The organism is Nocardia sp. NPDC057668 (assembly GCF_042799795.1).
Classification (GTDB): Bacteria; Actinomycetota; Actinomycetes; order Mycobacteriales; family Mycobacteriaceae; genus Nocardia.
In genome coordinates this window covers 261,703-286,869 of sequence record NZ_JBHVIC010000003.1, presented here as the reverse complement: position 1 = coordinate 286,869, position 25,167 = coordinate 261,703, and the positions used below count along the sequence as shown (strand labels likewise).

Annotated in this window: 23 protein-coding genes; 18 read left to right on the top strand and 5 right to left on the bottom strand. The window is 69.6% G+C overall.

All coding sequences use genetic code 11. The features are described 5' to 3' along the window. Positions 1–30: 30 nt before the first annotated feature. Positions 31–390, top strand: coding sequence for an arsenate reductase family protein (locus ACFVBH_RS19825; RefSeq protein ID WP_379003196.1), 360 nt, complete (start codon positions 31–33; stop codon positions 388–390). Between the two features lie 362 nt (positions 391–752). On the opposite strand, the gene ACFVBH_RS19820 is transcribed toward ACFVBH_RS19825, so the two are convergent. Next, the gene (locus ACFVBH_RS19820) at positions 753–1,214 is read right to left on the bottom strand and encodes a nitroreductase family deazaflavin-dependent oxidoreductase (protein WP_379003194.1); all 462 of its coding nucleotides are present in this window, start codon (positions 1,212–1,214) and stop codon (positions 753–755) included. A 126-nt stretch (positions 1,215–1,340) separates the two neighbouring features. Between ACFVBH_RS19820 and ACFVBH_RS19815 the strand changes: the two genes are divergently transcribed. Continuing rightward, positions 1,341–2,030 carry a TetR/AcrR family transcriptional regulator gene (locus ACFVBH_RS19815; protein WP_379003192.1) on the top strand — a complete coding sequence of 230 codons (690 nt, stop codon included), beginning with the start codon at positions 1,341–1,343 and terminating at the stop codon, positions 2,028–2,030. 24 nt (positions 2,031–2,054) lie between these two features. Here ACFVBH_RS19815 and ACFVBH_RS19810 read toward each other — a convergent pair whose 3' ends face one another. Together ACFVBH_RS19810 and ACFVBH_RS19805 are read right to left on the bottom strand one after the other, a co-directional pair. Next, positions 2,055–2,438 (bottom strand): DUF4873 domain-containing protein, encoded by a 384-nt coding sequence (locus ACFVBH_RS19810; RefSeq protein WP_379003190.1) that lies wholly within the window; start codon positions 2,436–2,438, stop codon positions 2,055–2,057. Then, on the bottom strand, positions 2,435–3,349 hold the full coding sequence (locus tag ACFVBH_RS19805) for a diiron oxygenase (protein ID WP_379003188.1): 915 nt from the start codon (positions 3,347–3,349) through the stop codon (positions 2,435–2,437). Before ACFVBH_RS19805 ends, ACFVBH_RS19810 begins: the two co-directional genes overlap by 4 nt. A 96-nt stretch (positions 3,350–3,445) precedes the next feature. Between ACFVBH_RS19805 and ACFVBH_RS19800 the strand changes: the two genes are divergently transcribed. Further along, positions 3,446–4,156 (top strand): TetR/AcrR family transcriptional regulator, encoded by a 711-nt coding sequence (locus tag ACFVBH_RS19800; protein ID WP_379003185.1) that lies wholly within the window; start codon positions 3,446–3,448, stop codon positions 4,154–4,156. A 61-nt stretch (positions 4,157–4,217) separates the two neighbouring features. On the opposite strand, the gene ACFVBH_RS19795 is transcribed toward ACFVBH_RS19800, so the two are convergent. Continuing rightward, on the bottom strand, positions 4,218–5,465 hold the full coding sequence (locus tag ACFVBH_RS19795) for a DUF418 domain-containing protein (RefSeq protein ID WP_379003183.1): 1,248 nt from the start codon (positions 5,463–5,465) through the stop codon (positions 4,218–4,220). A gap of 143 nt (positions 5,466–5,608) precedes the next feature. On the opposite strand from ACFVBH_RS19795, the gene dop reads away from it, so the two are divergent. The 13 genes from dop to ACFVBH_RS19730 all read left to right on the top strand — a co-directional run bounded on the left by dop (position 5,609) and on the right by ACFVBH_RS19730 (position 20,048). Next, complete coding sequence (gene dop, locus ACFVBH_RS19790) at positions 5,609–7,108, top strand: depupylase/deamidase Dop (protein ID WP_354990315.1); 1,500 nt, start codon at positions 5,609–5,611, stop codon at positions 7,106–7,108. A 404-nt stretch (positions 7,109–7,512) separates the two neighbouring features. After that, entirely contained in the window at positions 7,513–7,707 is a 195-nt protein-coding gene (locus tag ACFVBH_RS19785; RefSeq protein ID WP_067536347.1) for a ubiquitin-like protein Pup, read from the top strand. A 26-nt stretch (positions 7,708–7,733) separates the two neighbouring features. Beyond that, the gene (gene prcB, locus ACFVBH_RS19780) at positions 7,734–8,555 is read left to right on the top strand and encodes a proteasome subunit beta (protein ID WP_354990328.1); all 822 of its coding nucleotides are present in this window, start codon (positions 7,734–7,736) and stop codon (positions 8,553–8,555) included. After that, positions 8,552–9,325, top strand: coding sequence for a proteasome subunit alpha (gene prcA / locus ACFVBH_RS19775; RefSeq protein ID WP_354990314.1), 774 nt, complete (start codon positions 8,552–8,554; stop codon positions 9,323–9,325). Before prcB ends, prcA begins: the two co-directional genes overlap by 4 nt. Positions 9,326–9,723: 398 nt before the next feature. Beyond that, complete coding sequence (gene pafA / locus ACFVBH_RS19770; protein ID WP_354990313.1) at positions 9,724–11,082, top strand: Pup--protein ligase; 1,359 nt, start codon at positions 9,724–9,726, stop codon at positions 11,080–11,082. A 212-nt stretch (positions 11,083–11,294) separates the two neighbouring features. Further along, positions 11,295–12,287 (top strand): YafY family protein, encoded by a 993-nt coding sequence (locus tag ACFVBH_RS19765; RefSeq protein WP_354990312.1) that lies wholly within the window; start codon positions 11,295–11,297, stop codon positions 12,285–12,287. A 131-nt stretch (positions 12,288–12,418) separates the two neighbouring features. Next, the gene (locus ACFVBH_RS19760) at positions 12,419–13,393 is read left to right on the top strand and encodes a helix-turn-helix transcriptional regulator (RefSeq protein WP_379004544.1); all 975 of its coding nucleotides are present in this window, start codon (positions 12,419–12,421) and stop codon (positions 13,391–13,393) included. Then, on the top strand, positions 13,390–14,427 hold the full coding sequence (locus tag ACFVBH_RS19755; protein ID WP_379003179.1) for a 2-dehydropantoate 2-reductase: 1,038 nt from the start codon (positions 13,390–13,392) through the stop codon (positions 14,425–14,427). Before ACFVBH_RS19760 ends, ACFVBH_RS19755 begins: the two co-directional genes overlap by 4 nt. A 150-nt stretch (positions 14,428–14,577) precedes the next feature. Next, the gene (gene tatA / locus ACFVBH_RS19750; protein ID WP_354990310.1) at positions 14,578–14,847 is read left to right on the top strand and encodes a Sec-independent protein translocase subunit TatA; all 270 of its coding nucleotides are present in this window, start codon (positions 14,578–14,580) and stop codon (positions 14,845–14,847) included. 88 nt (positions 14,848–14,935) lie between these two features. Beyond that, a complete protein-coding gene (tatC, locus tag ACFVBH_RS19745) occupies positions 14,936–15,925 on the top strand; it encodes a twin-arginine translocase subunit TatC (RefSeq protein WP_354990309.1) in 990 nt (329 codons plus the stop codon). A gap of 3 nt (positions 15,926–15,928) precedes the next feature. Then, positions 15,929–18,625: a DEAD/DEAH box helicase gene (locus ACFVBH_RS19740; protein ID WP_354990308.1), complete on the top strand. Its 2,697-nt coding sequence runs from the start codon at positions 15,929–15,931 to the stop codon at positions 18,623–18,625. Between the two features lie 114 nt (positions 18,626–18,739). Beyond that, positions 18,740–19,465, top strand: a complete 726-nt coding sequence (locus ACFVBH_RS19735) for a DUF4333 domain-containing protein (protein WP_354990307.1) — start codon at positions 18,740–18,742, stop codon at positions 19,463–19,465. A gap of 136 nt (positions 19,466–19,601) precedes the next feature. Next, a complete protein-coding gene (locus ACFVBH_RS19730) occupies positions 19,602–20,048 on the top strand; it encodes a hypothetical protein (RefSeq protein ID WP_379003174.1) in 447 nt (148 codons plus the stop codon). Positions 20,049–20,075: 27 nt separating this feature from the next. Here the strand turns inward: ACFVBH_RS19730 and ACFVBH_RS19725 are convergent, their stop codons facing one another. Beyond that, positions 20,076–21,053 (bottom strand): 5'-3' exonuclease H3TH domain-containing protein, encoded by a 978-nt coding sequence (locus ACFVBH_RS19725; RefSeq protein WP_379003172.1) that lies wholly within the window; start codon positions 21,051–21,053, stop codon positions 20,076–20,078. A gap of 142 nt (positions 21,054–21,195) precedes the next feature. On the opposite strand from ACFVBH_RS19725, the gene ACFVBH_RS19720 reads away from it, so the two are divergent. Both ACFVBH_RS19720 and ACFVBH_RS19715 read left to right on the top strand, forming a co-directional pair. Continuing rightward, entirely contained in the window at positions 21,196–23,778 is a 2,583-nt protein-coding gene (locus ACFVBH_RS19720; RefSeq protein WP_379003170.1) for an alkaline phosphatase family protein, read from the top strand. 243 nt (positions 23,779–24,021) lie between these two features. Further along, positions 24,022–25,152, top strand: a complete 1,131-nt coding sequence (locus ACFVBH_RS19715; protein WP_354990409.1) for a Xaa-Pro peptidase family protein — start codon at positions 24,022–24,024, stop codon at positions 25,150–25,152. The last annotated feature ends 15 nt before the right edge of the window (positions 25,153–25,167 follow it).

The following is a 25,167-nucleotide window of genomic DNA, read 5'->3' as shown; positions in this document are numbered from 1 at the left end:
CCGCCCCGGATCGCTGACTAGGCTCGAGCCATGGCAACCGAAATCTGGCACAACCCGAAGTGCTCGAAAAGTCGCACCGCCAAGGCGCTGCTCGAGGACACCGGTGCCGACTACGTGGAGCGCCGCTACCTCGACAACCCGCCCACCGCGGCGGAGATCCGCACGGTGCTGGGCAAACTCGGCCTCGAGCCGTGGGAGATCACCCGCACCGGCGAAGCCGAGGCCAAGGAACTGGGCGTAGCGTCCTGGGGCCGCACCCCCGCCGACCGCGATCGCTGGGTCGAGGCCCTCGCCACCCACCCCCGCCTGATCGAACGCCCCATAGTCATCACCGACGACGGCCGCGCGGTGGTCGCCCGCGGCGACGAGGCCCTGGACACCCTGCGCTGACGCGGTGGCGTACATCGGCGATCGACGAGGCAGCCGCCCGCACGCGGGCCGCCCGGCGTGCCACGAGAACTCGGCTCGCACGTGCTCGGCGGACCGCCCGATGGCTTGAACCGGTCCAGTTGCCGACCGTTCCGGCTGCTCGGTTGCCCCCCCCCCCGGCGGCGGGACGATTCACTTACGCGGGAATGAGCTGCGGAGGCCGGGGGCGCGGGCGTTGGTGTCGCGGATGCTCGAAGCTCGGGTACGCCGCGGTAGTCGGCCGGGGCGCGGCCGCCGGTGCTCGAATTCCCAGCGTGGCGGCGGCGGAGGCCTCGGGTTCGGTGAGTCCGTGCCGGCCTGTCCGGGAACCCGGCCTTCGTCGTTCAGTGGCGGGCGGGGTGGATCTCGAAGACCGGGAAACCCGGTGCTATCTCGGCCAATTCGGCGTCGGTGGCGTCCTTGGTCAGGCCCTCGAAGAAGCGGCCGACCTCCCAGCCCCAGCGCTCGAGGTACTCGCGCAGCACCGGGACCTTGTCGGCGTCGGGCATTTCCACGGCGGTGAAGGGCTCGACCTTGCGGCCCAGGCGTAGTTCGCCGGCGCCGGCGGCGCGCAGGTTGCGGACCCACTGGGTGTGCCCGCGCGGGGCGACCAGGTAGCGCTTGCCGTCCGAGTCCAGGATGTTGACCATCGTGGTCCGCCATTCGCCGGACTTGCGGCCGCGCACCGCCAGCAGGCGGGAGCCGAGCACGCTGATCCCCAGTTTGGGCAGCAGGTTGAAGAACCGGTTCATGATGGGGTCCAAGCCGCTGGGGAGGATGTAGCGGGTGGCGGCGGTGTCGTTCATGGTCTGCCCTCTCGGTCTTCGAGAGCGGTGCTCTCTGATGTGATCAGTGTGCACGGCGATGCGACGCGATGTCAAGAGCGGTGCTCTCTAAAAGTTGCGGTGCTCCGAATGTGGCACACTGTTCCGATGAGCGCGCCACGTACCGCCCGCGAACGGGCCCGAGTCGAGATCACCCGCGAGATCACCGATGCCGCGCGACGTCAGCTCGCCGAATCGGGTGCGGCCGCACTGTCGCTGCGCGCGATCGCCCGCGAACTCGGCATGGTCTCCTCGGCCCTGTACCGCTACTTCCCGAGCCGCGACGAGCTGCTGACCACGCTGATCATCGAGGCGTACAACGCCATCGGGGCCGCGGTGGAGGACGCCGTGCGCGCGGCGGGCGGCCCGCGCGCCCAATGGATCGCCGCGTCGAACGCGGTGCGGGACTGGGCGATCGCGCACCCGCACGAGTACGCGCTGCTGTACGGCTCGCCGGTGCCGGGCTATCAGGCCCCGCAGACCACGATCGAGCCCGCGGCGCGGGTGCCCCTGGCCGCACTCGGCATCCTGCGCGCCGCGGTGGCCGACGGCGGTCTCGCTCGGGCCGACGAGTCGCTGTCGCCCGAACTCGCCGCCCAAACCGCGTCGCTGGCGGCGCAATTCGCGCCCGGGGTGCCCGAGGCGAACGTGGCCCGGATGGTCGTGGCCTGGACCCAGCTGTTCGGCCTGGTGAGCTTCGAGCTGACCGGGCAACTGGTGGGCAGCATGGATCCGGCCGCGCCGTTCTTCGACTACTCGGTGGCCGTGATGGCCGACCTCATCGGCCTGCCCGGCTGACCCGCGGTATCGCCCGCGGCCGTGTCAGCGAGCGGGCGTGGGCTCCAAGGGGAATGGCGGCGTGCCCTCGCCGACGATGCGCAGGTTGCCCCAGGGATCGCGTTCCTGCAGAACCGCCCCGGCGGGCGTGCCGCCGGGCAACATGAGGAATACCCGGCCGCGACCGGGATCGGGCAATTCCACGCCTTCCGGCGCGGAAACCCGTCCGTACCAATGGAATTTGCCGTCGATCGGGTCCAGATAGCCGCTCAGGGCGACCGTCACCGGCAGGTCACCCGCGGCGGTGTCCAGCAGGGCCGGGCCCGAATATTCCGGTCCGGCTTCGGGTTCGGGCCCCGAGTCCGCGTCGCGCGAACGCGGCGACCTGTCCGCGCGCGACCCGCGCCGCCCGCCGCGCAAGCGCCTCACAGCAGCCCCCTGCGCTGCCAGATGCGCTTACCGATCGGCCCGATCAGTCCCTGCTTGTCCAGGAACGCACCGAGATTCGCCGCGCCGATCCCCAGCGCCCGCCTGGCCGCCGGATTGGACCGGGCCATCCGCCGCGCGCCCCGGCCGTCCTCGATGCCGGCCCGCACGTACATGTGCCAGTTGGTCATCAGATGCACGAACAGCGGTGCGGCGATGGCCACGCACATGCGGGTGTACGCGCGCTCGGCGGCGGACATGTCCGGCGCCCGCCGGGCCAGGGCGTCGCGGGCGAAACCGATATGCCTGGCCTCCTCGGTGACGTGAATCCGCATGGCGCGCGCCACGATCGGCTGCAGCTCGGCGTCGTCGAGCGTGCGCCGCTGGATGGCGTCGAAGATCTCCTCGCCCACCAGCGCGCCGACCCATACCATGGATCCGCGCAGGAACAGCTGCAGCGAGCTGATCACCAGGCGCTCGTAGCGATTCGGCCAGTACGGGCGCGCCTCGATGCGGTCGATGAGCTTGCCGAACATCATCATGTGCCGGCACTCGTCGCCCATCTCGGTGAGCGTGTAGTGGCTGTGCCGCGAGGTCGGGTCGCCGTTCATGAGCTCGCGCAACAGCAGCCGATTGAGCAGATTCTCGAACCAGATGCCCACCGACAGCACGCTGGCCAGTTCCTGGCGGGAGAGTTCGCGCCGCTGTTCGGGGCTCATCGCCTCCCACAGCGGCGTGCCGTACAGCGAGATCACCTCGGGCGGCAGGAATAGCTTGTCCGGATCGAGCGGGGCGTTCCAGTCGATGTCGACCACGGGGTCGTAGGACTTCTTCGCCGATCCGAGCAGTAGGCGGTGCGCGAAGGCATCGCGGGGAAGTGGTGCGGCCGTTGCCACCGATGCGTCGTCGCCCATGACGGCTCCTGACTCAAGTTACTGATACAACCTGTTACACTCAGATTAGTGGTACATGGTGTATCGGTCAATGAGCGGGTGGGTATCGTGAAGCGGGTGACCGGAACCAGCGCACGTACGTCGTCCGCGGCAGCCGACGGCCGCAGCACCCGCTGGAACGGCCACAAGGCCCGCCGTCGCGCCGACATGCTCGACGCCGCCCTGACGGTGATCGAGGCCAACGGCACCGACATCTCGGTGCAGCAGATCGCCGACAAACTCAAGGTGCCGCGCCCGGTGGTGTACCGGCACTTCAACGGCCGCGCCGACCTCGACGAGCAGATCCGCCGCCACATCCTGGAATCGCTACTGGCCGAACTGCTTCCGCGCCTGCGCCCGGACGGGACGCTGAAGGACGCCGTGCGCGGGGCCGTCGGCACCTACGTCGGCTGGGTCGAGCGGCATCCGAACCTGCACCGATTCCTGGCCGCGGCGGACCCACAGGGCGAGTCCTCGCGTGCGCTCGCCGGCGCCCGCGACCGCATCGGCGGTCAACTCGCCGACCTGTTCGCCGACACCCTGGCCGGTTTCGGACTCGATCGAAACCGGGCCCGCCCCATGGCCTTCGGCATGGTCGGCTTCGTCGACGGCGTGGTCAACAGCTGGCGGGCCGAGGCCACGCTGACCTCGGATCAGGTCGAGGGCATCCTCACCGAATCGGTGCTCGCCCTCATCGAGGGCAACGCGCGCAGCCTGGACGTGCCCATGTCGCGCGATACCGTCGTCGGCGAACTGATCTCCCGCGCCGAGGCCGTGCGCGCGCAGTAGCCCGGACGCACGGCGGGCACCGGCGCTCTCGTGCCGATGCCCGTGCGCGGTCGCCTGTGCGCTACGCGGTTCGCGTGCTCCCGCGTTCGGCCAGCGCCCGGTAGCTCGCGTTCCACAGCCACTCCACCGGACCCCTGCCGAATCGGCGCAGCCACAGGTGCGCGAAGACCAGCATGGCCGCGCTCACCACCAGGTAGACGCCGACCGTGAACGGCACCCGGGCATTGCCGGTGAACTGCTGGGCCAGCCCGAGTCCCCAGCCGTAGCAGATCGCCCCGGCGAGGAGGTTCTGCAGGATGTAGCAGCTCAGCGCCATCCGCCCGACCTCGGCGAAGCGCCTGCCCACCGCGCCCGGCGAGGGCCGGCGCACATAGGACTCCGCCACCAGCGCCAGGATGCCCAGCGCCACGAACGGCGCGATGCCGTAGCGGGTGAACAGGATCAGGGTTCCGCCCAGCATGCCCAGCACCAGATCCAGCGGCGCGGCGATCGCGAAACCGATGATCATGAGCCGCTTGCGGATTCGCGCGCCCTCCGGTGCGAACACGCCGGCGCCGAACAGTCGCGCGCCGAGTAGGAACAGGGCGATGGACATGGGGAAGATGACGATCGCCTCGACCCGGAACAGCAGCGCGTTGTCGAGGCGGAACAGCACCAGATCCCAGAACGAGCCGTCGGCGTAGGGATTGGGGTCCAGCACCTCGGACGATGACGAATCACCCTGCCCGGAACCCGATATCGCGGCCAGCGCCACCACCACCGCCAGGGCGGTGAGCATGGCGGTGTGGATGCCCGCGGCGATCCACAGCCAGCGGCGCTGCGCCTTCGGGCTCGTGGCCAGCACGAACGCCACCACCAGACCGGTGACCGCGTACCCCATCAGGACGTCGAACTCGGCGACGAACAGGAAGTTCAGCAGACCGTCCAGGAAGAGCAGCCCGGCCCGCCACGGGTACTTCCCGGGCCACGGCCGGCCGCCGCGCGCGGCCGAGCGCTGCTGAATCGCGAGCCCGATCCCGAACATGATGGTCAGCAGGCCCAGGAACTTGCCCTGTGCCAGCTGCTGCAGCAACCTCTCGGCCCACAGCCAGACACCGTCGGGCTCGTCCGTGCGGGAGATGTATCCGGGCAGACCGGTGATGTTGGTGAAAATCCAGACGTTGGTGCCGAGCGTGCCCAGGATCGCGATGCCGCGCAGTACGTCCAGCGCGGCCAGTCGCGATGAACGCGACTCGGCCGGAACGTCTTTCGGCGCGGCGTCGGTGGTTGTCCCGGATGCGAGCTGCGGAGCGGGTACCGGTTCGGCCATGCCCGTCATTCTGCCGACGCGGCAGGTCAGCGCGGATCCACCGGCAGAACGACCGGCCGTGCGACCAGAGGATGACCTGCCCCGCGCGAGCGCCGTTGCCCAGGCGGCCACCATTCACGGCCGCGTCGCCTAGGCTCGACGCCATGCAGCGCATTATCGGAATCGAGGTCGAGTACGGCATTTCGACGCCTACTGAGCCGTCGGCCAACCCGATTCTCACGTCGACCCAGGCGGTGCTCGCCTACGCCGCGGCGGAAGGCGTGCCGCGGGCCAAACGCACCCGGTGGGACTACGAGGTGGAATCACCCCTGCGCGACGCGCGAGGATTCGATCTGGGGCGGCTCAACGGGCCCGCGCCGGTGATCGACGCCGACGAGGTCGGCGCGGCGAACATGATCCTCACCAACGGGGCCCGTCTCTACGTCGATCACGCCCATCCCGAGTACTCCGCCCCCGAGGTCACCGATCCGCTGGACGCGGTGATCTGGGACAAGGCGGGCGAGCGGGTCATGGACGCCGCCGCCCGCTACGCCTCCAGCGTGCCCGGTGCGCCGCGCATGCAGCTGTACAAGAACAACGTCGACGGCAAGGGCGCCTCCTACGGCACCCACGAGAACTACCTCATGAGCCGCGACACCCCGTTCAACCAGATCATCGTCGGGCTCACCCCGTTCTTCGTCTCGCGCCAGGTCATCTGCGGTTCCGGCCGGGTCGGCATCGGCCAGTCCGGGGACACCGCCGGGTTCCAGCTGTCCCAGCGCGCGGACTACATCGAGGTCGAGGTCGGCCTGGAGACCACGCTCAAGCGCGGCATCATCAACACCCGCGACGAACCGCACGCCGACGCCGACAAGTACCGGCGCCTGCACGTGATCATCGGCGACGCCAATCTCTCCGAATGGGCCACCTACCTCAAGGTCGGCACCACCGCCCTGGTGCTGGATCTGATCGAGGCGGGGGAGGACCTGTCCGATCTGCAGCTGGCCCGCCCGGTGACCGCCGTGCACACCATCAGCCACGACCCGACGCTGCGCGCGACCGTCGCGCTGGCGGACGGCCGCGAGCTGACCGGCCTTGCGCTGCAACGGATCTACCTCGACCGGGTCGAGAAGTTCACCGATCGCGAAGGCAACGACGATCCGCGCGTCAAGGACGTCATCGAAAAGTGGGCCCACGTGCTGGATCTGCTCGAGCGCGATCCGATGGAGACCGCCGACCTGCTGGACTGGACGGCCAAACTCCGCCTGCTGGAAGGCATGCGCCAGCGCGAGGGCCTGACCTGGTCCGCGCCCAAGCTGCATCTGGTCGACCTGCAGTACTCCGACGTGCGCCTGGACAAGGGCCTGTACAACCGCCTGGTGGCGCGCGGATCCATGCAGCGCCTGGTCACCGAACAGCAGATCGTGGACGCGATGACCAACCCGCCCACCGATACCCGCGCCTACTTCCGCGGTGAGTGCCTGCGTCGCTTCGGCGCCGACATCGCTGCGGCCAGCTGGGATTCGGTCATCTTCGATCTGGGTGGCGACTCGCTCGTCCGGATCCCCACCCTGGAGCCGCGCCGCGGCACCAAAACCCATGTGGGCCAGCTGCTGGACGGGGTGTCCACGGCGGCGGAACTGGTGAAACAGCTCACTCGCTGATCGAGTTCCGAGGGGCGTCACGCGGTGCGGGCCGAGAACCCGCACCGCGTCCGGATGCGCGGTGCGCGGACGGCGGGCGCGGTGGCACGCCCGAGCCCGGCCCCGAGCCGGTACCGTGCGCGAGGTGGGATTCACCCCCTACAGCCCCTAATTTCCGGGGTGTTCGCGGGCGGCGTACGGCGGCGCCGAACCGGGCGCTCGACCTACTTTTTCGAGGGTTCGGTGGGTTGCCCCCGAAGAACTTTCCGTGCTTCGGGGTCGTACCCCGCAAGGCTGCCGGAAGGTCGCGGAAAGACGGCATTGCGGTTAATCCGGCATGTTGCGGTCGCCGCTGGGTACTGTTGGGTGCACGGGCACCGGCTTTTTCCGGTGCTCGCCGATGATCACAGAGGAGGTCGGCTGCTATGGCACAAGAGCAGACCAAGCGCGCCGGTGGTGGCGACGAGGATGAGGGCCCCGTCGGGGACGGTGCTGCGGGGCAGGAGCGGCGCGAGAAACTGGCTGAGGAGACCGACGACCTGCTCGACGAGATCGACGACGTCCTCGAGGAGAATGCCGAGGACTTCGTGCGCGCCTACGTTCAGAAGGGCGGCCAGTGACCTCAGGCGACCCCTTGCGCAGCCAGATGGGGCTCGCCCTTTCGTCCTTCTCCGAATATCTCCGGCTCCACGCACCGGAACTGTTGCCCAGCAACAACTTCCGGGCCGACGGCGCATCCGGCACGGGTGCGCCGTCGGACATCGCACCGCACGGCACAACCATCGTCGCGGTCAGCTACCGCGGCGGTGTGCTGATCGCGGGCGATCGCCGTGCGACACAGGGCAATCTGCTCGCCAGTCGTGACATCGAGAAGGTGTACATCACCGACACCTTCTCCGCGGCCGGGATCGCGGGCACCGCGGGCATGGCGATCGAGATGGTCCGCCTGTTCGCGGTGGAGCTCGAGTACTACGAGAAGATCGAGGGGGTGCCCCTCACCTTCGACGGCAAGGCCAACAAACTCTCGAAGATGGTGCGCGACAACCTCCCCGCGGCCCTGCAGGGTCTCGCGGTGGTGCCGATGCTGGTGGGTTACGACCCGGACCAGCCGGACCCGGACAAGTCCGGGCGCGTCATCTCCTATGACGTGGTCGGCGGCCGCAGTGAAGAGCGATTCGGTTACACCGCTGTCGGTTCCGGCTCGCTGTTCGCCAAGTCGTCGCTGAAGAAGACCTACCGCCGGGGCATCGATCAGGACCGGGCGCTGAGCATCGCCGTGGAAGCCCTGTTCGACGCCGCCGACGACGACACCGCCACCGGCGGCCCCGACACCATGCGGGGCATCTACCCGACGGCGATCGTCATCGATTCCGAAGGCGCCGTTGAGGTGTCGGAGGACCGGCTGGCCGAGATCACGCGCGAGATCGTGGCCGCGCGTGGCGACGACGAGGGGGGTGCGCAAGCATGACACTGCCGTATTACGCATCCGCCGAACAGATCATGCGCGACAAGACCGAGCTCGCCCGCAAGGGCATCGCGCGCGGTCGAAGCGTCGTCGTGCTGGTGTACGACAAAGGCGTGGTGTTCGTCGCGGAGAATCCGTCGGCGACCCTGCACAAGGTGAGCGAGTTGTACGACCGCGTCGGCTTCGCCGCGGTCGGCAAGTACAACGAGTTCGAGAGCCTGCGTCGTGGCGGCATCCTGCAGGCCGATCTGCGCGGGTACCAGTTCGACCGGCGCGATGTCACCGGCCGATTCCTGGCCAACCTGTACGCGCAGAGCCTCGGCACGATCTTCACCGATCAGCTCAAGCCCTTCGAGGTGGAGATCTGCGTCGCCGAGGTCGGGTATCCGGAGGCCGAGTCCAACTCGGTGCTGTACCGGATCAACTTCGACGGATCCATCGTCGACGAGCGCGAATTCGTGGTGATGGGCGGCAACACCGATCCCATCGTCACCGCGCTCAAGGGTTCCTACAAGGCGGGTATGCCGCTGCACGACGCGGTCTCGGTCGCGGTGGCGGCCCTGGCCAAGTCGGCCCCGGAAGGGGCGGACAAGGACAAGCGGGTGGCGGGCTCCTCACTCGAGGTCGCCACCCTCGAACAGGCCCGGCCGCGACGGGCGTTCCGTCGCATCACCGGCGCCGCCCTCCAGGAGCTGATCACCGGTAGGGCACCCAGCGCCAAGGCCGCAGCCGAAGCGGACAAGCCCACGGGCGGAGATCCGTCCCAGGCATAGGGAATTCGCGCAATCCCCGGTCATCCGCCGCATTTGGATGACCGGGGATTCTCGATGCCGTCCCGCTTCGAGTCCCACATGCTGAAATTCCGGGCCGCGCACGAATTCGGTGCGCGGCCCGGATTCGTTTTCCCGCACGGGCTGTCATCGCGCCCGCAAAACGGGGCCGTCCGTGCGCCCGCGGTGGCCCGCCGCACCGCCTCGCCCGGGCCCGGTGGGCTCGCACTCGCCTCACCTGAGTGTTTGCAGTCTGCACAGCAGAGTGCAAAGGGGACTTGCCTTTTCGCTGGCTACGCCCGGTGCGGCGTTGCACCTCGTGCTAAATCGTTGTGAATACGTTTGCACCGTGTCTCTCACAGCGCCCTTATCGGGCACCGTATCGCTGTAATGTCGATAGGGTGCAGCGACGAATCATGGGGATCGAAACCGAATTCGGGGTGACGTGCACCTTCCACGGTCACCGTCGGTTGAGTCCTGACGAGGTGGCCCGGTACCTTTTCCGCCGGGTAGTTTCCTGGGGCCGTAGTTCTAACGTGTTCCTCCGCAATGGCGCCCGGCTCTACCTCGATGTCGGTTCGCATCCGGAGTACGCGACGGCCGAGTGCGACAGCCTGGTGCAGCTGGTCACTCATGACCGCGCCGGTGAACGGGTCCTGGAGGATCTGCTCATCGACGCCGAACAGCGTCTCGCCGAAGAAGGCATCGGCGGCGACATCTACCTGTTCAAGAACAACACCGACTCCGCGGGCAACTCCTACGGCTGTCACGAGAACTTCCTCGTGGTGCGCGCCGGCGAGTTCTCCCGCATCTCCGATGTGCTGTTGCCGTTCCTGGTGACCCGGCAGCTCATCTGCGGTGCGGGCAAGGTGCTCCAGACGCCGAAGGCGGCCACCTTCTGCCTCTCGCAGCGCGCGGAACACATCTGGGAGGGCGTCTCCTCGGCGACCACGCGCTCGCGGCCCATCATCAATACCCGGGATGAGCCGCACGCCGACGCCGAGAAGTACCGCCGCCTGCATGTGATCGTCGGCGACTCGAACATGGCCGAGCCGAGCACCATGCTCAAGGTCGGTACCGCCTCGCTGGTGCTCGAGATGATCGAGGCCGGGGTCGCGTTCCGAGACTTCGCCCTGGACAACCCGATTCGCGCCATCCGCGAGGTCTCGCACGACCTCACCGGTAAGCGCCCGGTGCGGCTGGCGGGCGGGCGGCAGGCCAGCGCCCTGGACATCCAGCGCGAGTACTACGCCCGCGCCGTGGAGCATCTGCGCAATCGCGACCGCGATCCGCAGGTGGACGCGGTGGTGGATCTGTGGGGCCGCACGCTGGACGCGGTCGAGGCGCAGGACTTCGCCAAGGTCGACACCGAGATCGACTGGGTGATCAAGCGCAAGCTGTTCCAGCGCTACCAGGATCGCTACTCCATGGAGCTGTCCGATCCCAAGATCGCCCAGCTGGATCTGGCCTACCACGACATCAAGCGCGGCCGCGGCGTCTTCGACCTGCTGCAGCGCAAGGGTCTGGCCAAGCGCATCACCGAGGACGAGGCCATCGACGCGGCGGTCAATACCCCGCCGCAGACCACCCGGGCCAAACTGCGCGGCGATTTCATCACCGCCGCCCAGGAAGCCGGCCGTGACTTCACGGTCGACTGGGTGCACCTGAAGCTGAACGATCAGGCGCAGCGCACCGTGCTCTGCAAGGATCCGTTCCGCTCGGTGGATGAACGAGTCGACAGGCTGATCGCCTCGATGTAGGCGTACCCCGACGGGGTCATCGACGGCCGCGAATCTCACAACGAGGTTCGCGGCCGTCTCGTTCTGGACTGAGTGGAGCGGGGGAGCGAAGCGGAGGAGCGGAGGGAGGGAAGAACGAGACTTCCAGGCCGCGAACCCCGCCGGAGCGCAGCGGAGGCAAATAGGTGGAGCTCGTGGTACGCGCGGCCGCGCGGCACACTACTCTCTACGGGGTGGCGATATCCAAGGTCGAGCGGTTGATGAATCTTGTTATCGCGCTGCTGTCCACCCGCCAGTTCCTGACCGCCGAGCGGATTCGGGATTCGGTCGCGGGGTACGAGGAGTCCGCGAGCGACGAGGCGTTCAGCCGCATGTTCGAGCGCGACAAGAACGAGCTGCGCGATTTGGGCATTCCCCTCGAGATCGGCCCCATCAGCCGGTACTCGAGTGCCGAGGGCTACCGCATCAACCGCGATGCGTACGAGCTCCCCGATATTGATCTGACCAGCGCCGAATCGGCCGCGGTCGCGGTGGCCGTGCAGCTGTGGGAGTCGCCGGAGTTGGCCGCCGCCGCCGAGAGCGGACTGCTCAAGCTGCGCGCCGCCGGCATTCACGTCGAGCCCGATGTCGGTGTCTCCGCGGTGCCCGCCGTGCCCGCGCGCACCCGCGGTTCGGAGCCGGTGCTGGGCAAGCTGCTCGCGGCCATCGACGCCGGGCGCTCGGTCAAGTTCTCGCACCGGCAATCGCACGGCGACCCGATCGAGCGCGACGTCCAGCCCTGGGGCGTGGTCACCCATCACGGCCGCTGGTACCTCGTCGGGCACGACAACGCCCGCGACGCGCAGCGCGTGTTCCGCGTCTCGCGCATCGCCGACGACGTCGTGGAGTACGGCCCGGAGAACACCGTGCACAAGCCCGAGGACCTGGATCTGCGCGCGGCCGTGGCCGAGGTGACCGGTCAGGCCCCCATCGCCGGTTCGGCCACGGTCTGGGTCGCCAAGGGCCGCGGGCAGGAGATCCGGCGGCTCGGCGCGACGATCGAGGATCGTGAACTCGCCGGGCGCCCGGGCTCGGTCGTCGAGGTGCCCATCCGCTCGCGGGACTGGCTGGCGCGCCTCATCACCGGTCTGGGCGCCGACGCCCTGGTGCTGGCCCCGGAAGATCTGCGCGACAACGTGATTGCCCGGCTCGAGTCGGTGCTCGAACGGACGGAGGTTTCGGCGTGAGCGAGGTAACGGGCGGCACTGCCCGGCGCGCGCAGCAGGACGGTGCGCGGATCTCGGCCGGAGCGCGCGAACGCCGCGGCGCGGCCGCGGCCGGGAGCAGGCTCTCGGTACGGTTGTCGCGACTGCTGAACATGGTCCCGTACTTCCAGGCCAACCCGGGCATCAGCGCCGCCGAGGCCGCCGCCGAACTGGGCGTGACCACCAAACAGCTCATGAGCGATCTCAATCAGCTCTGGATGTGCGGACTGCCGGGTTACGGACCCGGTGACCTGATCGACCTCTCGTTCTCCGAGGAGAGCATCGAGGTCACCTTCTCCGCGGGCATCGACCGGCCGCTGCGCCTGACCTCACCCGAGGCCACCGCTCTGCTGGTGGCGCTGCGCTCGATCGCGGATCTGCCCGGCATGGTCGATCCCAGCGCCGCGCACTCGGCCATCGCGAAGATCGAATCCGCCATTTCCGGCCGGACCTTCGAGGGGCCGGCCGTTCCGGCGCCGGTGCAGGCGCCGTCGGTGGCGACGGTGCGCTCGGCGCTGGCCGCCGATCACGCACTGCGCCTGGTCTATTACTCCGCCAGCCGCGACGTGGTCTCCGAGCGGGTGGTGGATCCGATCCGGATCGTGCTGGTGGACAGCAACAGCTATCTGCAGGCGTGGTGCCGCCAGGCCGAGGGTGTACGCCTGTTCCGCCTGGATCGGATCGAGGAGGCCACCGAACTCGACGAGCCCGCGCGCCCGCCCGCCGAGGCCGCGCTCGACGAGGCCACGGCCCTGGATCTTTTCGTCGACGATCCCGCGGTTCCGCTGGCGCGCCTGCTGATTCGCGCCGACTACGCCTGGGTGCTGGACCAGTACCCGATGCACCGGGTGACCCAGCACGCCGACGGCGGCATCGAGGCCACCATGCGCTTCGCCACCCTGGACTGGATGGCCCGGCTGCTGCTCGGATTCGGTTCGGGCGTCACCGTATTGGGCCCGCCCGAACTCGTGACCGCGGTGCGTGAGCGGTCGGGCACGGCGCTGACGGCGTACGCCGCGCTGGCGGACGCGCTCGGCCGCGACGCCGAATTCCCGGCGGCCGGCTTCGAGGAGGTCGGTCCCGCTTGACCTCTCGTGCAATACCGGCGCAGCGGGTCCTGGTGCTCGGCGCGGGCAGTATCGGGATCTTCGTCGGCGGCAATCTCGCCGCGGCCGGTGCGGACGTCACCTTCGTGGGCCGCCCGCGCCTGCTCGACGAGATCGCCGAGCACGGGCTGCGGCTCACCGACCTGGACGGTCGCGACGTGGCGGTGCCGGCCGCGGCCTTCCGCGGCGTCACCGACGTGAATGACGCCGCGCCACCGGATCTGGTGCTGATCACCGTGAAATCGGCCGATACCGCCGCGGCCGCAAGCGAACTGGTGGGCTTGTTGAAGCCCGGGACGGTGGTGCTGAGCCTGCAGAACGGGATCGGCAACGACGCGGTGATCCGGGAGATCCTGCCCGCGTGCGTGGTGCTGGCCGGCATGGTCATGTTCAACGTCGTGCACCACGCGGGCGGGCGCTTCCACCGCGGCACCGCGGGCGGGGTCGCGCTGGCCGACGATCCGGTGCTCAATCGCTTCGGGCCGCTGTTCCGCGCGTCCGGGCTCGAGATCAAACGGCATCCGGATCTGCTGCCGGTGCAGTGGGCCAAGCTGCTGCTGAACCTCAACAACCCGATCAACGCGCTGTCCGGGCGCCCGCTGCGCGAGGAGCTGGCCACCCGGGACTACCGGCGCTGTCTGGCGCTGACCCAGGGCGAGGCGCTGTCGGTGATGAACGCCGCGCGCATCACCCCGGCGCGGCTGACCCCGTTGCCGCCGTCGGCGATGGTGCGCCTGCTGACCGTGCCGGACGGGCTGTTCCGCCGGGTTGCCGGGCGGGTGCTGGCCATCGACCCGGTGGCGCGCTCGTCCATGGCCGACGATCTGGCGGCCGGTCGCCGAACCGAGATCCGTTGGCTCTGTGGCGAAATCGTGAGTCTGGGTACCATGGTCGGGTTACCGACGCCGGTCAATCAGCGACTCATCGAACTCATCGCGGTCGCCGAGGACGGTGATCGGCGCACCTGGTCCGGTCCGGAGCTGCTGGCAGAACTGCGGGCCGCGGCCGGCCGGTGACCGCCGAGGACTTTCTCGGCGGGCAGCCGACGGCTCGCCCGGGTAACATCCGGGCAAATCCGGGTTACGACCGGCCGTATCAGGGTTGACAAATGGTTTGTCATATGCCGGTCGGGTAGCATCGAAGCACCACAGTATTGGAGGAAGTCGATGGGTTCACTCAGCGCGACGCACTGGATCATCATTGCGCTGCTGTTCCTGGTCTTGTTCGGAGCCAAGCGGCTTCCGGACGCCGCCCGGGGTCTCGGTCGTTCGCTGCGCATCTTCAAGAGCGAGATGAGCGAGATGCAGTCCGACGGCGACAAGTCCGCCGCCGCGAAGCCCGCCGCCCCCGCCGCGGAACTCCCGGTCGCCCCGGCCCCGGTCGCCCCGGCGCAGCAGGCCACCGCCGAACTGAACAAAGACCTGAACAAGGCGTAATCGCCCCACTCCACCCCGGGATGAGGAACTCGTCCCGGGGCGAGGTTTGTCCAGGTCCAGCGCGGCGATCAGCGAGGCAGACACTTTCATGCGCATTCCGTTCGACCCCCGGCGCAGTCGGCGCAGGACCAATCCCGACGGCACCATGTCGTTGGTCGAGCATCTCTACGAGCTGCGGTCGCGGCTGCTGAAGGCCATTCTGGCTGTCACGCTGACCACCGTGCTCGGGTTCTTCTGGTACTCGCATTCCTTCCTGGGCATCGAGAGCCTCGGTGACATCCTGCGCGGGCCGTACTGTTCGCTGCCGCAGGAGTCGCGCGCGGCCATCACCGCCGACGGCGAGTGCCGGCTGCTGGCCACCGCGCCGTTCGAGCAGTTCATGCTGCGGTTGAAGGTCGCGATCACCGCGGGCGTGGTGCTGGGCTGCCCGGCGTGGCTGTACCAGCTGTGGGCGTTCATCACCCCGGGCCTGTACGCCAAGGAGCGCAAGTACGCGATCTCCTTCGTGGCCTCGGGCGCGACGCTGTTCGTGGCCGGCGCCGCGCTGGCCTACTGGGTCGTCGCGCACGCCCTGAGCTTCCTCATGACGATCGGCAACGACGTGCAGGTCACGGCGTTGAGCGGTTCGGAGTACTTCACCTTCATCATTCAGCTGCTGATCATCTTCGGGGTGAGCTTCGAGACGCCGCTGATCATCGTGGGGCTCAACCTCGTCGGTGTGCTGTCCTACGCGAAGCTGGTGCAGTGGCGGCGCGGGCTGATCTTCGGCCTGTTCGTCTTCGCGGCCATCGTCACCCCGCAGGACCCGTTCTCCATGCTGGCGCTGGCGCTCGCGCTGACCGTGCTGTTCGAGCTCGCGGTCCAGATCGCGCGCATCAACGACAAGCGCAAGGCTCGCAATGCCGAGAACTGGGCGAACCTGTCCGACGAGGAAGCCTCCTCGCTCGGCGGACCCGACGGCATCGATCACGCCACGCCGGTGGCCGCATCGCAACCGGTGGCGGGGCCGGAACCGGTGGCCGCGACACCGCCGGAAAAAACAACGCGAGCTGTGCCGGATTACTCCGATACCCTCTGACGGGTGACATCAAGGTCGCTTACTGGCGAACTGGCGGCATTCGCCGCCGAGCTGAAATTCGCACTGGATCCCTTCCAGCAGAAGTCGTGTGAAGCGCTGCAGGGCGGGCACAGTGTGCTCGTCTGCGCGCCCACCGGCGCGGGCAAGACCGTGGTCGGAGAATTCGCGGTCCACCTCGCGCTGGCCTCGGGCGGCAAATGCTTCTACACCACGCCCATCAAGGCGCTCTCGAACCAGAAGTACGCCGATCTCACCGCGCGCCACGGGCGCGAGAACGTGGGATTGCTCACCGGTGACCAGTCCATCAACGCGGACGCGCCCGTCGTGGTCATGACCACCGAGGTGCTGCGCAACATGCTCTACGCGAGTTCGGATGCGCTGCGCGGACTTTCGTACGTGGTCATGGACGAGGTGCACTACCTGGCCGACCGCTTCCGCGGCGCGGTGTGGGAAGAGGTCATCCTGCACCTGTCGCCCGAGGTCCGCCTGGCGTGCCTGTCCGCCACGGTCTCCAACGCCGAGGAGTTCGGCGCGTGGATGGAGACCGTGCGCGGGGACACCGCGGTCATCGTGGACGAGACCCGGCCGGTACCGCTGTGGCAGCACGTCATGGTCGGGCGGCGCATGTTCGATCTCTTCGACACCAAATCCAGTGATCAGCGGGTGCTGGTCGACGAGGATCTGGTGCGGTTCATCAAACAGCGCGAGGCCGCCGATCGCATGGAGAGCTGGGGTACGCCCGGCCGGCGCGGCGGAGGCGGTGGCCGCCGGATGTTCCGGCCGGTCCCGCGCCCGGAGGTGATCGCCAAGCTGGACGAGGAAGGGCTGCTGCCCGCCATCACGTTCATCTTCTCGCGCGCGGGCTGCGACGGTGCGCTGGCGCAGTGCGTGCGCTCGCGGCTGGATCTGAGCCGCGCGGACGATCGGCCCGAGGTCGACGCGATCATCGAGAAGCACACCGGGGAACTGCCGCGCGAGGATCTCGAGGTGCTCGGTTACTGGGAGTGGCGCGAGGGTCTGCATCGCGGGTTCGCCGCGCATCACGCCGGTATGCTGCCCGCGTTCCGGCACACGGTCGAGGAACTGTTCGTGCGCGGTCTGGTGCGGGCCGTATTCGCCACCGAGACACTGGCTCTGGGTATCAACATGCCCGCGCGCACGGTGGTGCTCGAACGGCTGGTCAAGTTCAACGGCGAGACGCACGCGGAATTGACCCCGGGCGAGTACACCCAGCTCACCGGGCGCGCGGGCCGGCGCGGCATCGACGTCGAGGGCCACGCGGTGGTCATGTGGCAGCCCGAGGTGGACACCAGCGCGGTGGCCGGGCTGGCCTCCACCCGCACCTATCCGCTGCGCAGCTCGTTCAAGCCGGGCTACAACATGTCCATCAACCTGGTCGACCGCATGGGCGCGGTGGATTCGCGGGCGCTGCTCGAGCGGTCCTTCGCCCAGTTCCAGGCCGACCGTTCGGTGGTGGGCCTGGTGCGCGGGATCGAGCGCAGCGAGGGGCAGGCGCGCAAACTGCGCTCGCAGCTCGGAGACGACAGTTTCCTCGAATACATTCAACTGCGCGAACGGATTCGGGAGCGCGAGCGCTCTATCGAGCGGCAGGGCCGCACCGATCGGCGGGCTGCGGCGGTCTCGGCGCTGGCCGCGCTGCGGCGCGGTGACGTGGTCGCGATTCCGGCCGGCCGGCGGCAGGGCCTGGCGGTCATCCTGGAACCCGACACCACGCCCGGCGATCCGCGGCCGCTGGTGCTGACCGAGGACAAGTGGGCCGGGCGGGTCTCGGCGGCCGACTTCCCCACGCCCGCGCAATCTCTGGGCCATCTGCGCCTGCCGCGGCACGTGGATCACCGCACCGCGCGGGTGCGGCGTGACCTGGCGTCGGCGCTGCGCAGCACCGGGCTGTCGCCGCAGGGCAGGCGCTCGAACGGCAAGAAGTCCAAGGCGGCGGACGACCACGAATTGCAGTCGCTGCGCAGGGCGCTGCGCAATCATCCGGCGCACGAGCGCCCGGATCGGGAGCAGTTGGCGCGGATCGGCGAGCGCTACAACCGCATCGAGCGCGAGGCCGAGACCATGCGCCAGCAGGTGGCCGCGACCACCAACTCCCTGGCCCGCACCTTCGACCGGATCCTGGCGCTGCTCAGCGAACGCGGGTACGTCCAGGACGGGGAGGTGACCGCCGACGGCCGCCGCCTGGCGCGCATCTACGCCGAGGCCGATCTGGTGGTGGCCGAGTGCCTGCGCCAGGGGCTGTGGCGGGGGCTCGGTCCCGCCGAACTGGCGGCCGTGGTGTCGATCCTGGTGTTCGAATCCCGCCAGGAGGGCGGCTATCTCGGCGCTTCGGGGCCGACCGCGCCGATCCGGCGGGCGGTGGACGCCACCATCGCGGTGTGGTCGCAACTGCGTCAGGACGAGGCCAGGCACCGGCTCGCCCCGACCCGGGAACCGGATCTGGGCTTCCTCACCGGCATGCATTCCTGGGCCCGCGGGGACGACCTCGCCGATGCGCTGCTGGCCAGCGGGGATCGCGGAAACCCGTTGTCAGCGGGTGATTTCGTGCGCTGGTGCCGTCAGGTCATCGACATGCTGGACCAGATTCACAACACGGCGGACGATGTAGAGGTGGCGGGCACCGCCGCCAAGGCCGTACGGGCCATCCGGCGGGGTGTCGTCGCGGTGGACGCTGCTTAAGGAATTGGACTGTGCTTTGATTCTTTGAGACGTACCGACCGCGGTGGGATCACGAGCGTGTTCCTGCTCGGGGGGCTAGCGTGTGTACATCGGATTGCGAGGGAAGGCAAGCAAATGAGCGGCCCGTACGGACCGAATGACGCCCCTGGCACAGGGGAGGGACGCAACGATCCGACGCAGCAGTGGGGCGGCGGTCAGCCCGCGCCCGGTGGCGCCGGACCGACTCAGAACTGGGGTGGGCAGCAGCCGGCGCAGCCGACCACCGCGTGGGGGGATCAGCAGCAGCCGTGGGCGCAGAGCCAGCCGCAGCAGCCGCAGCCCGGTCAGCAGGGGTGGGGTCAGCAGAGTCAGCCGCAGTGGCCGCAGCAGGGGCAGCCGGCCACCGGCCAGGAGTGGAACCAGCAGCCGCAGCAGCAGGGGTGGGGTCAGCAGAGCGCGCCGCAGTGGCCGCAGCAGCCGCAGCCCACGGGCCAGGAGTGGAACCAGCAGCAGCCCGGTCAGCAGTGGCCGCAGCAGCCCGCGCCCGCCAAGAAGAAGACCGGCTTGATCATCGGCGCGGTGGTCGCGGTGCTGGTCGTGCTCGGCGCCATCGTGGGCGGCGTGGTCCTGCTGACCGCCAAGGACCAGCTGGACAATTCGGCCGTGCAGACCGGTGTGCAGAAGGTGCTCAAGGATTCCTACGGCATCGAGGACGTCCAGGACGTGAGCTGCCCGTCGGGTAAGAAGGTCGAGGTCGACAAGACCTTCGAGTGCTCGGTCAAGGTGGGCGGCGAGGCCAAGAAGGTCACTATCAAGATCACCAAGGATGACGGGACCTATGAGGTCGGCCGTCCGAGCTGATCCGCTCACGACGAATTCCGCTGGGCCCGGCCGCGATCGAGATGATCGCGACCGGGCCCGCGGTTCGTCCGGGCACAGCAGGTCGCGGGAGTACAGTGGGCCGCACGCCATCGAAGTTGATCATGTTGGGGGTGCGGTGAATACCGTCCTGCGCAGAGCTCGAGCGTTCGCGATCCTGGTCGCGGCGCTGACCGCCGTCACCGCCTGCGGTGCGGGCGCCACCGAATCCGCCCCCGTGAGCAGCACCGCGACCGCAGCGCCGGTGGCATCGCTCGCCAACGCCGAACCCGTGGTGCAGGACTGCACCACCTACCCGGCCCGCACGGTGAGCAAGCCGGTGAAGATGCTGCTGGCCTGCGGTGACGGCGGACTGTGGGTGCGCGACATCGTGTGGAGCTCGTGGGGGCCGGACACCGCCCAGGGCGAGGGCACGCAGGACCGGCGGATCTGCGAACCCGATTGCGCCACCGGCAAGGTGGCGAGCGGACCCACCCGCATCACCCTGCGCAAACGGGTCGAGAACCGCTTCACCGAAGCCGAGATCACCGACCTGAACGGCGCAGTGGAGACCTGGCCGCTGTAGCGAACCGCCCGGGGAGGGGCAGCGAGTTCAGCGTTTGGCCATCGCGGTGACCAGGCGTTTGACCGGGCTCTCGGCGTTGTAGGCGGCGGCCAGCGCGTGCAGGCGGTCCGGATCGGCGGGCTCGCGGGGGAGCAGGTCGTCGCGGGAGAAGTCCACGGTGGCGTCCTGTACCACGCGGACCACCGGGCCCGCGGCCTTCAGATAGTCTTCCGCCGCAGCGAGTTTGGCGCGCACGCCCTTGGCCAGCTCCGAGGCCGGGTCGGTGACGGCCTCGCGCAGGGCGTCCAGGGAGCCGAAACGGGAGATGAGCTGGGCGGCGGATTTGTCGCCGATGCCCGCCACACCGGGCAGGCCGTCGGAGGCGTCGCCGCGCAGCGCGGCCATATCGGCGTAGGCGGGGCCCGCGTTCCGCAGTGGCACACCGTATTTGGCCGAGACCTCGGCGGGGCCCCAGAGTTCGGCCTTGGACAGGCCGCGGCCCACGTAGAACACGCGCACGGGGGGTTCGGGGGTATCGCGCACCAGTTGCAGCAGGTCGCGGTCGCCGCTGACCACGATGGTCTCGCTGTGGCGCTCGCGGGTGGCCAGGGTGCCGATCACATCGTCGGCCTCGAGCCCGTCGGCCCCGGCGGTGGCGATGCCCGCGGCCTCGAGCACCTCGAGGATCATGTCCACCTGCGGGGTCAGGGTGTCCGGAACCTCTTCGGCCACCGCGCCACTCGCGGCCGCGGGATCGGGTTCGACGGTCTCGGCGACCCGGTGCGCCTTGTAGGACGGGATCAGGTCCACGCGGAAGGCGGGCCGCCAATCCAGGTCCAGGCAGACCACGAGCCGGCTCGGGGCATGCTGTTTGGTGAGCGCCGCGACCATATCGGTGAAGCCGCGCAACGCGTTCACCGGCCGCCCGTCGGGGGCGGTGATCTTCTCCGGGATCGCGTAGAAGGCGCGGAACCAGAGACTGGCGCCGTCGAGCAGCAGCAGGGGACCGGCTTCGGGGGTGCTCATGGGATCAGACGCTACCGCTCACGGCGTGGCGGCGACACGTCGCCGCGCGTGTACGCGCCTGAGCGGGGAAGTCACCGGCGGCGGCTAGGGTCCGGACTCGGACTGCCGGGGGATCGCGGACGGACGCGGGAATTGGAGCGGGATGGATCGGCGTGGTTTTCTGCGGGGCGCGGGGACGGCGGGTGCGCTGTCGCTGCTGCCGCCGAGTCTGGTGCGGGCGTGGGCGCGGGCGCGCCCGGCGGGCGGGCTCGAACAGGTCGAGCACGTGGTGATCCTCATGCAGGAGAACCGTTCGCTTGATCACTACTACGGGACGTTCCCGGGGGTGCGCGGGTACGCCGATCTCAACGCGCTGCAATTGCCCTCGGGGCGTTCGGTTTTCCATCAGCCGCACGGGGACGGGTTCGTGCTGCCGTTCGCGACCGAGTTGGAGAACCTCGACGGCTGCGACCATTCGGCGTACGGCGGGCATCGGGCGGTGGCCGACGGGCGGTGGGACGGGTGGATCGCGGCCAAGGGCGCCGGCACCATGGCGGGGTACCGGCGGCGCTCGCTCGAGTTCTATCACCAGCTGGCCGCGGCCTTCACCGTGTGCGACCGCAATCACTGCTCGTTCAACGGCGCGACGGACCCGAATCGGCTGTTCCTGTTCACCGGGGCGGCGCGCAATCCGTTCGCGATCGAGAACGTGGCTTCGACGTTGCAGCAACAGCTGTACGCCACACCGGAGGTGACGCGCTGGACGGACAGTCTGCCCGAGACGGCGGTGGCCGATGTGTTCGCCGACGCGCTGCTGGGCGTCTCGGCCACATCCGAACCCGTGGTGGCCGGTGTCAGTCAGGCGCTGGGGCTGGCGACGTCGCAATTGATGTTCAGCAACGCCGCGCTGCGCACGCCCGAGGGGCGGGACCTGTTGCGGGAGGCCATCACCGGGCTGCGGTGGAGCACGTACGCCGAGCGCCTGCAGGCGGCAGGGGTCGGCTGGCGCGTGTACCAGGAGTGGGACAACTACGGCGACAATTCCCTGGAGTACTTCGCCACCTTCCGGGCGGCGGCGCGAAACGCGTTGCGATACACCGACAGCGGTGGCGGGACGCCGTTCCGGACGTTCTACTCCTACTATCGGGCGCTGCTCGGCGCACCGCAGCTCGCGGACGGGTACGAGCGAGCCCTGCGGCGCGGGCTGGACGAGCTGGCGGACGGTGAACGGGCACTGGTCGAACGCGGGCTGTTACGGGCGCCGGAAGGCCAAGTGGCGCGGTCGTTCCGGGCCGATGTCGAGGGCGGCAGGCTGCCGGCGGTGTCGTGGATCGTGCTGCCCGAGGCGCAGTCGGAGCATCCGGTGTACGGGCCGCGCAACGGGCAGGCGGTGGTTCGCGAACTGCTGGCCGCGGTGAGCGACAATCGTGAGGTCTGGGATCGGACGGTCGTGATCCTGAACTACGACGAGAACGACGGGTTCTTCGATCACGTGCCCGCGCCCGTGCCGCCGCCGGGGACGCCGGACGAGTTCCTGTACGGCTACAACCTCGGGCTCGGCGCGCGAGTTCCGCTGCTGGTGGTGTCGCCGTGGAGCAAGCAGCAGGTGTGCTCGGAACTCTTCGATCACACCTCGGTGCTGCGGTTCCTCGAGCGGGTCACCGGGGTCGAGGAGCCCGAGATCAGTGCTTGGCGGCGGGAGCTGTGTGGTGACCTGACCTCGGTGCTGGATTTCGCGAGCGCCGCCGCGCCGGTGCTGCCCGCCGCCGCGCCCGCCGCGCCGCAACCGAGTTCGGGTGCGCCGCAGGCGGTTCCGGCCGAGCAGCGCCTGCCGCAGCAGGATTCCGGCAGCGCGGCGCGGGTGCCGCTGCCCTATCGGCTCGGTGCGCGGGCACGCGGGCAGCGGGGCGCGGGCACGCTGACCGTGACGCTCGGCAACCGGGGAACGGCGTGCACGCACTACACCGTGCACCCCAACGCCTTCGCCGAGAACTTCACACCCGAGCGCTTCGACGTCGGGGCCGGCGGCGAGGTGGCCCGGGACTTTCCCGCCCCCGGTGGGCGGTACGACTACAGCGTGTACGGGGCCGACGGTTTCCAGCGGCGCTGGGCGGGTGACCTCTGCGCGCCGGGTGGTGCGCTGGAGGTGGACGCCGCGGCGGCGGTATCGGGTTCGCGCACGGTCGAATTCGCGTTCGCCAACACCGGATCGGCGGCGGCGGAGTTCGTGGTCGTGGCCAACGCCTACCGGGCCGACGGTCCCTGGCGGGTGCGGGTGCCCGCGGGGGAGGCACGCGGGTGGACCCTGGACTGCGCGGGCGACGACGTGGGCGCGGGCTGGTACGACCTGTCCGTCACCTGCGATGTCGACGCCGGATTCCTGCGGCGCGCACGGGGTTTCGTGGAGACCGGGGCGCGCGGGCGCACCGCCGACGACGCCGCGCCCTTCGATCGGCTGCTGCTGGACCGGTCGATGTACGAGGCGGGGCGGGCGCTCGTGGTGAGCTACGCGCTCGCCGAGGCGGCCGACGGGCACCGGCTCGCGGTGTATCCGGACCCGGGTGCGACGGTGTGGCAGCCGCCCGCGACGCCCCCGCTGCGCACCCTGCCCCTGCCCGCCGGGGTCCTGCGTGCGGAAGCGGTGTTGCCGGTCGAGGGTGCGCTCCCCGCCGGGGCCTACGTGCTGCATCACCTCAACGACGCGGGCCGGTCGCTGGCGCATCCGGTGCGTTTCCGCGTGCTGTAGGAAGCCGCCGCGCCAGACCACGATCGTCCTCGCCGGAGCGCTGTTGTCGCGTGCCGCGCCGGAACGCCGTGGGAAGGCCCGCCGCGACGCGTTGTGGCCGGGGGAGGGATCGGTCGTCCGCGGGTCCCGGTTGCCCCGAAGTGGCATCGGCGCAGGCCGATCGGTGCGGGAGCCGACTCGGGCGGGGCGCGCGGGTGGTGACCGGTGCGAGCGGGAACGGCGCAGCGGGTAACGTCGGGGGGCATGAGCTCTCACGGCGAGTCACGATTCTCAGCGGACGTCTACGGAGCGCGACTGGAGCGGGCGGCGGAACTGACCCGCGCCGCTCACCTGGACGCGCTGCTCATCACCCCCGGCCCGGATCTGCAATATCTGATCGGGTCGCGCGCGCAGTCGTTCGAGCGGCTGACCTGTCTGGTGGTGCCCGCCTCGGGCGCGACGCCGTCGGTGATCATTCCCAAGCTCGAGCTGGCCTCGCTGGGCGCATCGGCGGCCGGTGAGCTCGGTTTGCAGGTGGTGGACTGGGTGGACGGCGTCGACCCGTACGGCCTGGTGAAGTCGGTGCTGAACGCGGGCGCGCGGACCGCGGTGGACGACGCGATGCCCGCCCTGCACCTGCTGCCCATCGCCGATCGCCTGGGCCGGGTCCCGGTGTCGGCGACCTCGGTGCTGCGCGAACTGCGAATGCTCAAGGACCCCAGCGAGATCGAGGCCCTGCGCCGGGCCGGCGCGGCCATCGACCGGGTGCACGCCCGCATGGGCGAGTTCCTGCGCGCGGGCCGCACCGAGGCCGAGGTGGGCGCGGACATCGCCGCCGCCATCGTCGCGGAGGGCCACACCCGGGCCGCGTTCGTCATCGTCGGCAGCGGCCCGCACGGCGCCGACCCACATCACGAGGTGTCCGACCGGGTGATCGAGGACGGCGACATCGTCGTCATCGACATCGGCGGCCCCGTGGAGCCCGGCTACTTCTCCGATTCGACCCGGACCTACATCCTGGGCGAACCCTCGGAGGAGGTCGCCGCGCAGTTCGCCGAGCTCGAGCGCGCCCAGGCCGCCGCCGTCGCCGCGGTCCGCCCCGGCGTGACCGCCGAGTCGGTCGACGCCGCCGCCCGCGACCTGCTCGCCGCCGCGGACCTGGCCGAATACTTCGTGCATCGCACCGGCCACGGCATCGGCCTCTCGGTGCACGAGGAGCCCTACATCGTGGCGGGCAACGACCTGGTCCTGACCGAGGGCATGGCCTTCAGCATCGAGCCGGGCATCTACTTCTCCGGCGAATGGGGCGCCCGGATCGAGGACATCGTGGTCGTGACCGCCGACGGCTGCGAGTCCTTCAACAAACGCCCCCACGGCCTGACCCGCCTGCCGTAGTTCGGGCAAACGACA

Bases quoted from the DNA above. Each gene is read 5' to 3' on its own strand.
- ACFVBH_RS19785 (WP_067536347.1), top strand. From the start codon at position 7,513: ATGGCACAAGAGCAGACCAAGCGCGCCGGTGGTGGCGACGAGGATGAG.
- prcA (WP_354990314.1), top strand. From the start codon at position 8,552: ATGACACTGCCGTATTACGCATCCGCCGAACAGATCATGCGCGACAAG.
- ACFVBH_RS19735 (WP_354990307.1), top strand. From the start codon at position 18,740: ATGAGCGGCCCGTACGGACCGAATGACGCCCCTGGCACAGGGGAGGGA.
- tatC (WP_354990309.1), top strand. From the start codon at position 14,936: ATGCGCATTCCGTTCGACCCCCGGCGCAGTCGGCGCAGGACCAATCCC.
- ACFVBH_RS19715 (WP_354990409.1), top strand. From the start codon at position 24,022: ATGAGCTCTCACGGCGAGTCACGATTCTCAGCGGACGTCTACGGAGCG.
- ACFVBH_RS19825 (WP_379003196.1), top strand. From the start codon at position 31: ATGGCAACCGAAATCTGGCACAACCCGAAGTGCTCGAAAAGTCGCACC.
- dop (WP_354990315.1), top strand. From the start codon at position 5,609: ATGCAGCGCATTATCGGAATCGAGGTCGAGTACGGCATTTCGACGCCT.
- ACFVBH_RS19820 (WP_379003194.1), bottom strand. From the start codon at position 1,214: ATGAACGACACCGCCGCCACCCGCTACATCCTCCCCAGCGGCTTGGAC.
- tatA (WP_354990310.1), top strand. From the start codon at position 14,578: ATGGGTTCACTCAGCGCGACGCACTGGATCATCATTGCGCTGCTGTTC.
- ACFVBH_RS19805 (WP_379003188.1), bottom strand. From the start codon at position 3,349: ATGGGCGACGACGCATCGGTGGCAACGGCCGCACCACTTCCCCGCGAT.
- ACFVBH_RS19795 (WP_379003183.1), bottom strand. From the start codon at position 5,465: ATGGCCGAACCGGTACCCGCTCCGCAGCTCGCATCCGGGACAACCACC.
- ACFVBH_RS19760 (WP_379004544.1), top strand. From the start codon at position 12,419: ATGGTCCCGTACTTCCAGGCCAACCCGGGCATCAGCGCCGCCGAGGCC.
- ACFVBH_RS19815 (WP_379003192.1), top strand. From the start codon at position 1,341: ATGAGCGCGCCACGTACCGCCCGCGAACGGGCCCGAGTCGAGATCACC.
- ACFVBH_RS19725 (WP_379003172.1), bottom strand. From the start codon at position 21,053: ATGAGCACCCCCGAAGCCGGTCCCCTGCTGCTGCTCGACGGCGCCAGT.
- ACFVBH_RS19720 (WP_379003170.1), top strand. From the start codon at position 21,196: ATGGATCGGCGTGGTTTTCTGCGGGGCGCGGGGACGGCGGGTGCGCTG.
- prcB (WP_354990328.1), top strand. From the start codon at position 7,734: ATGGGGCTCGCCCTTTCGTCCTTCTCCGAATATCTCCGGCTCCACGCA.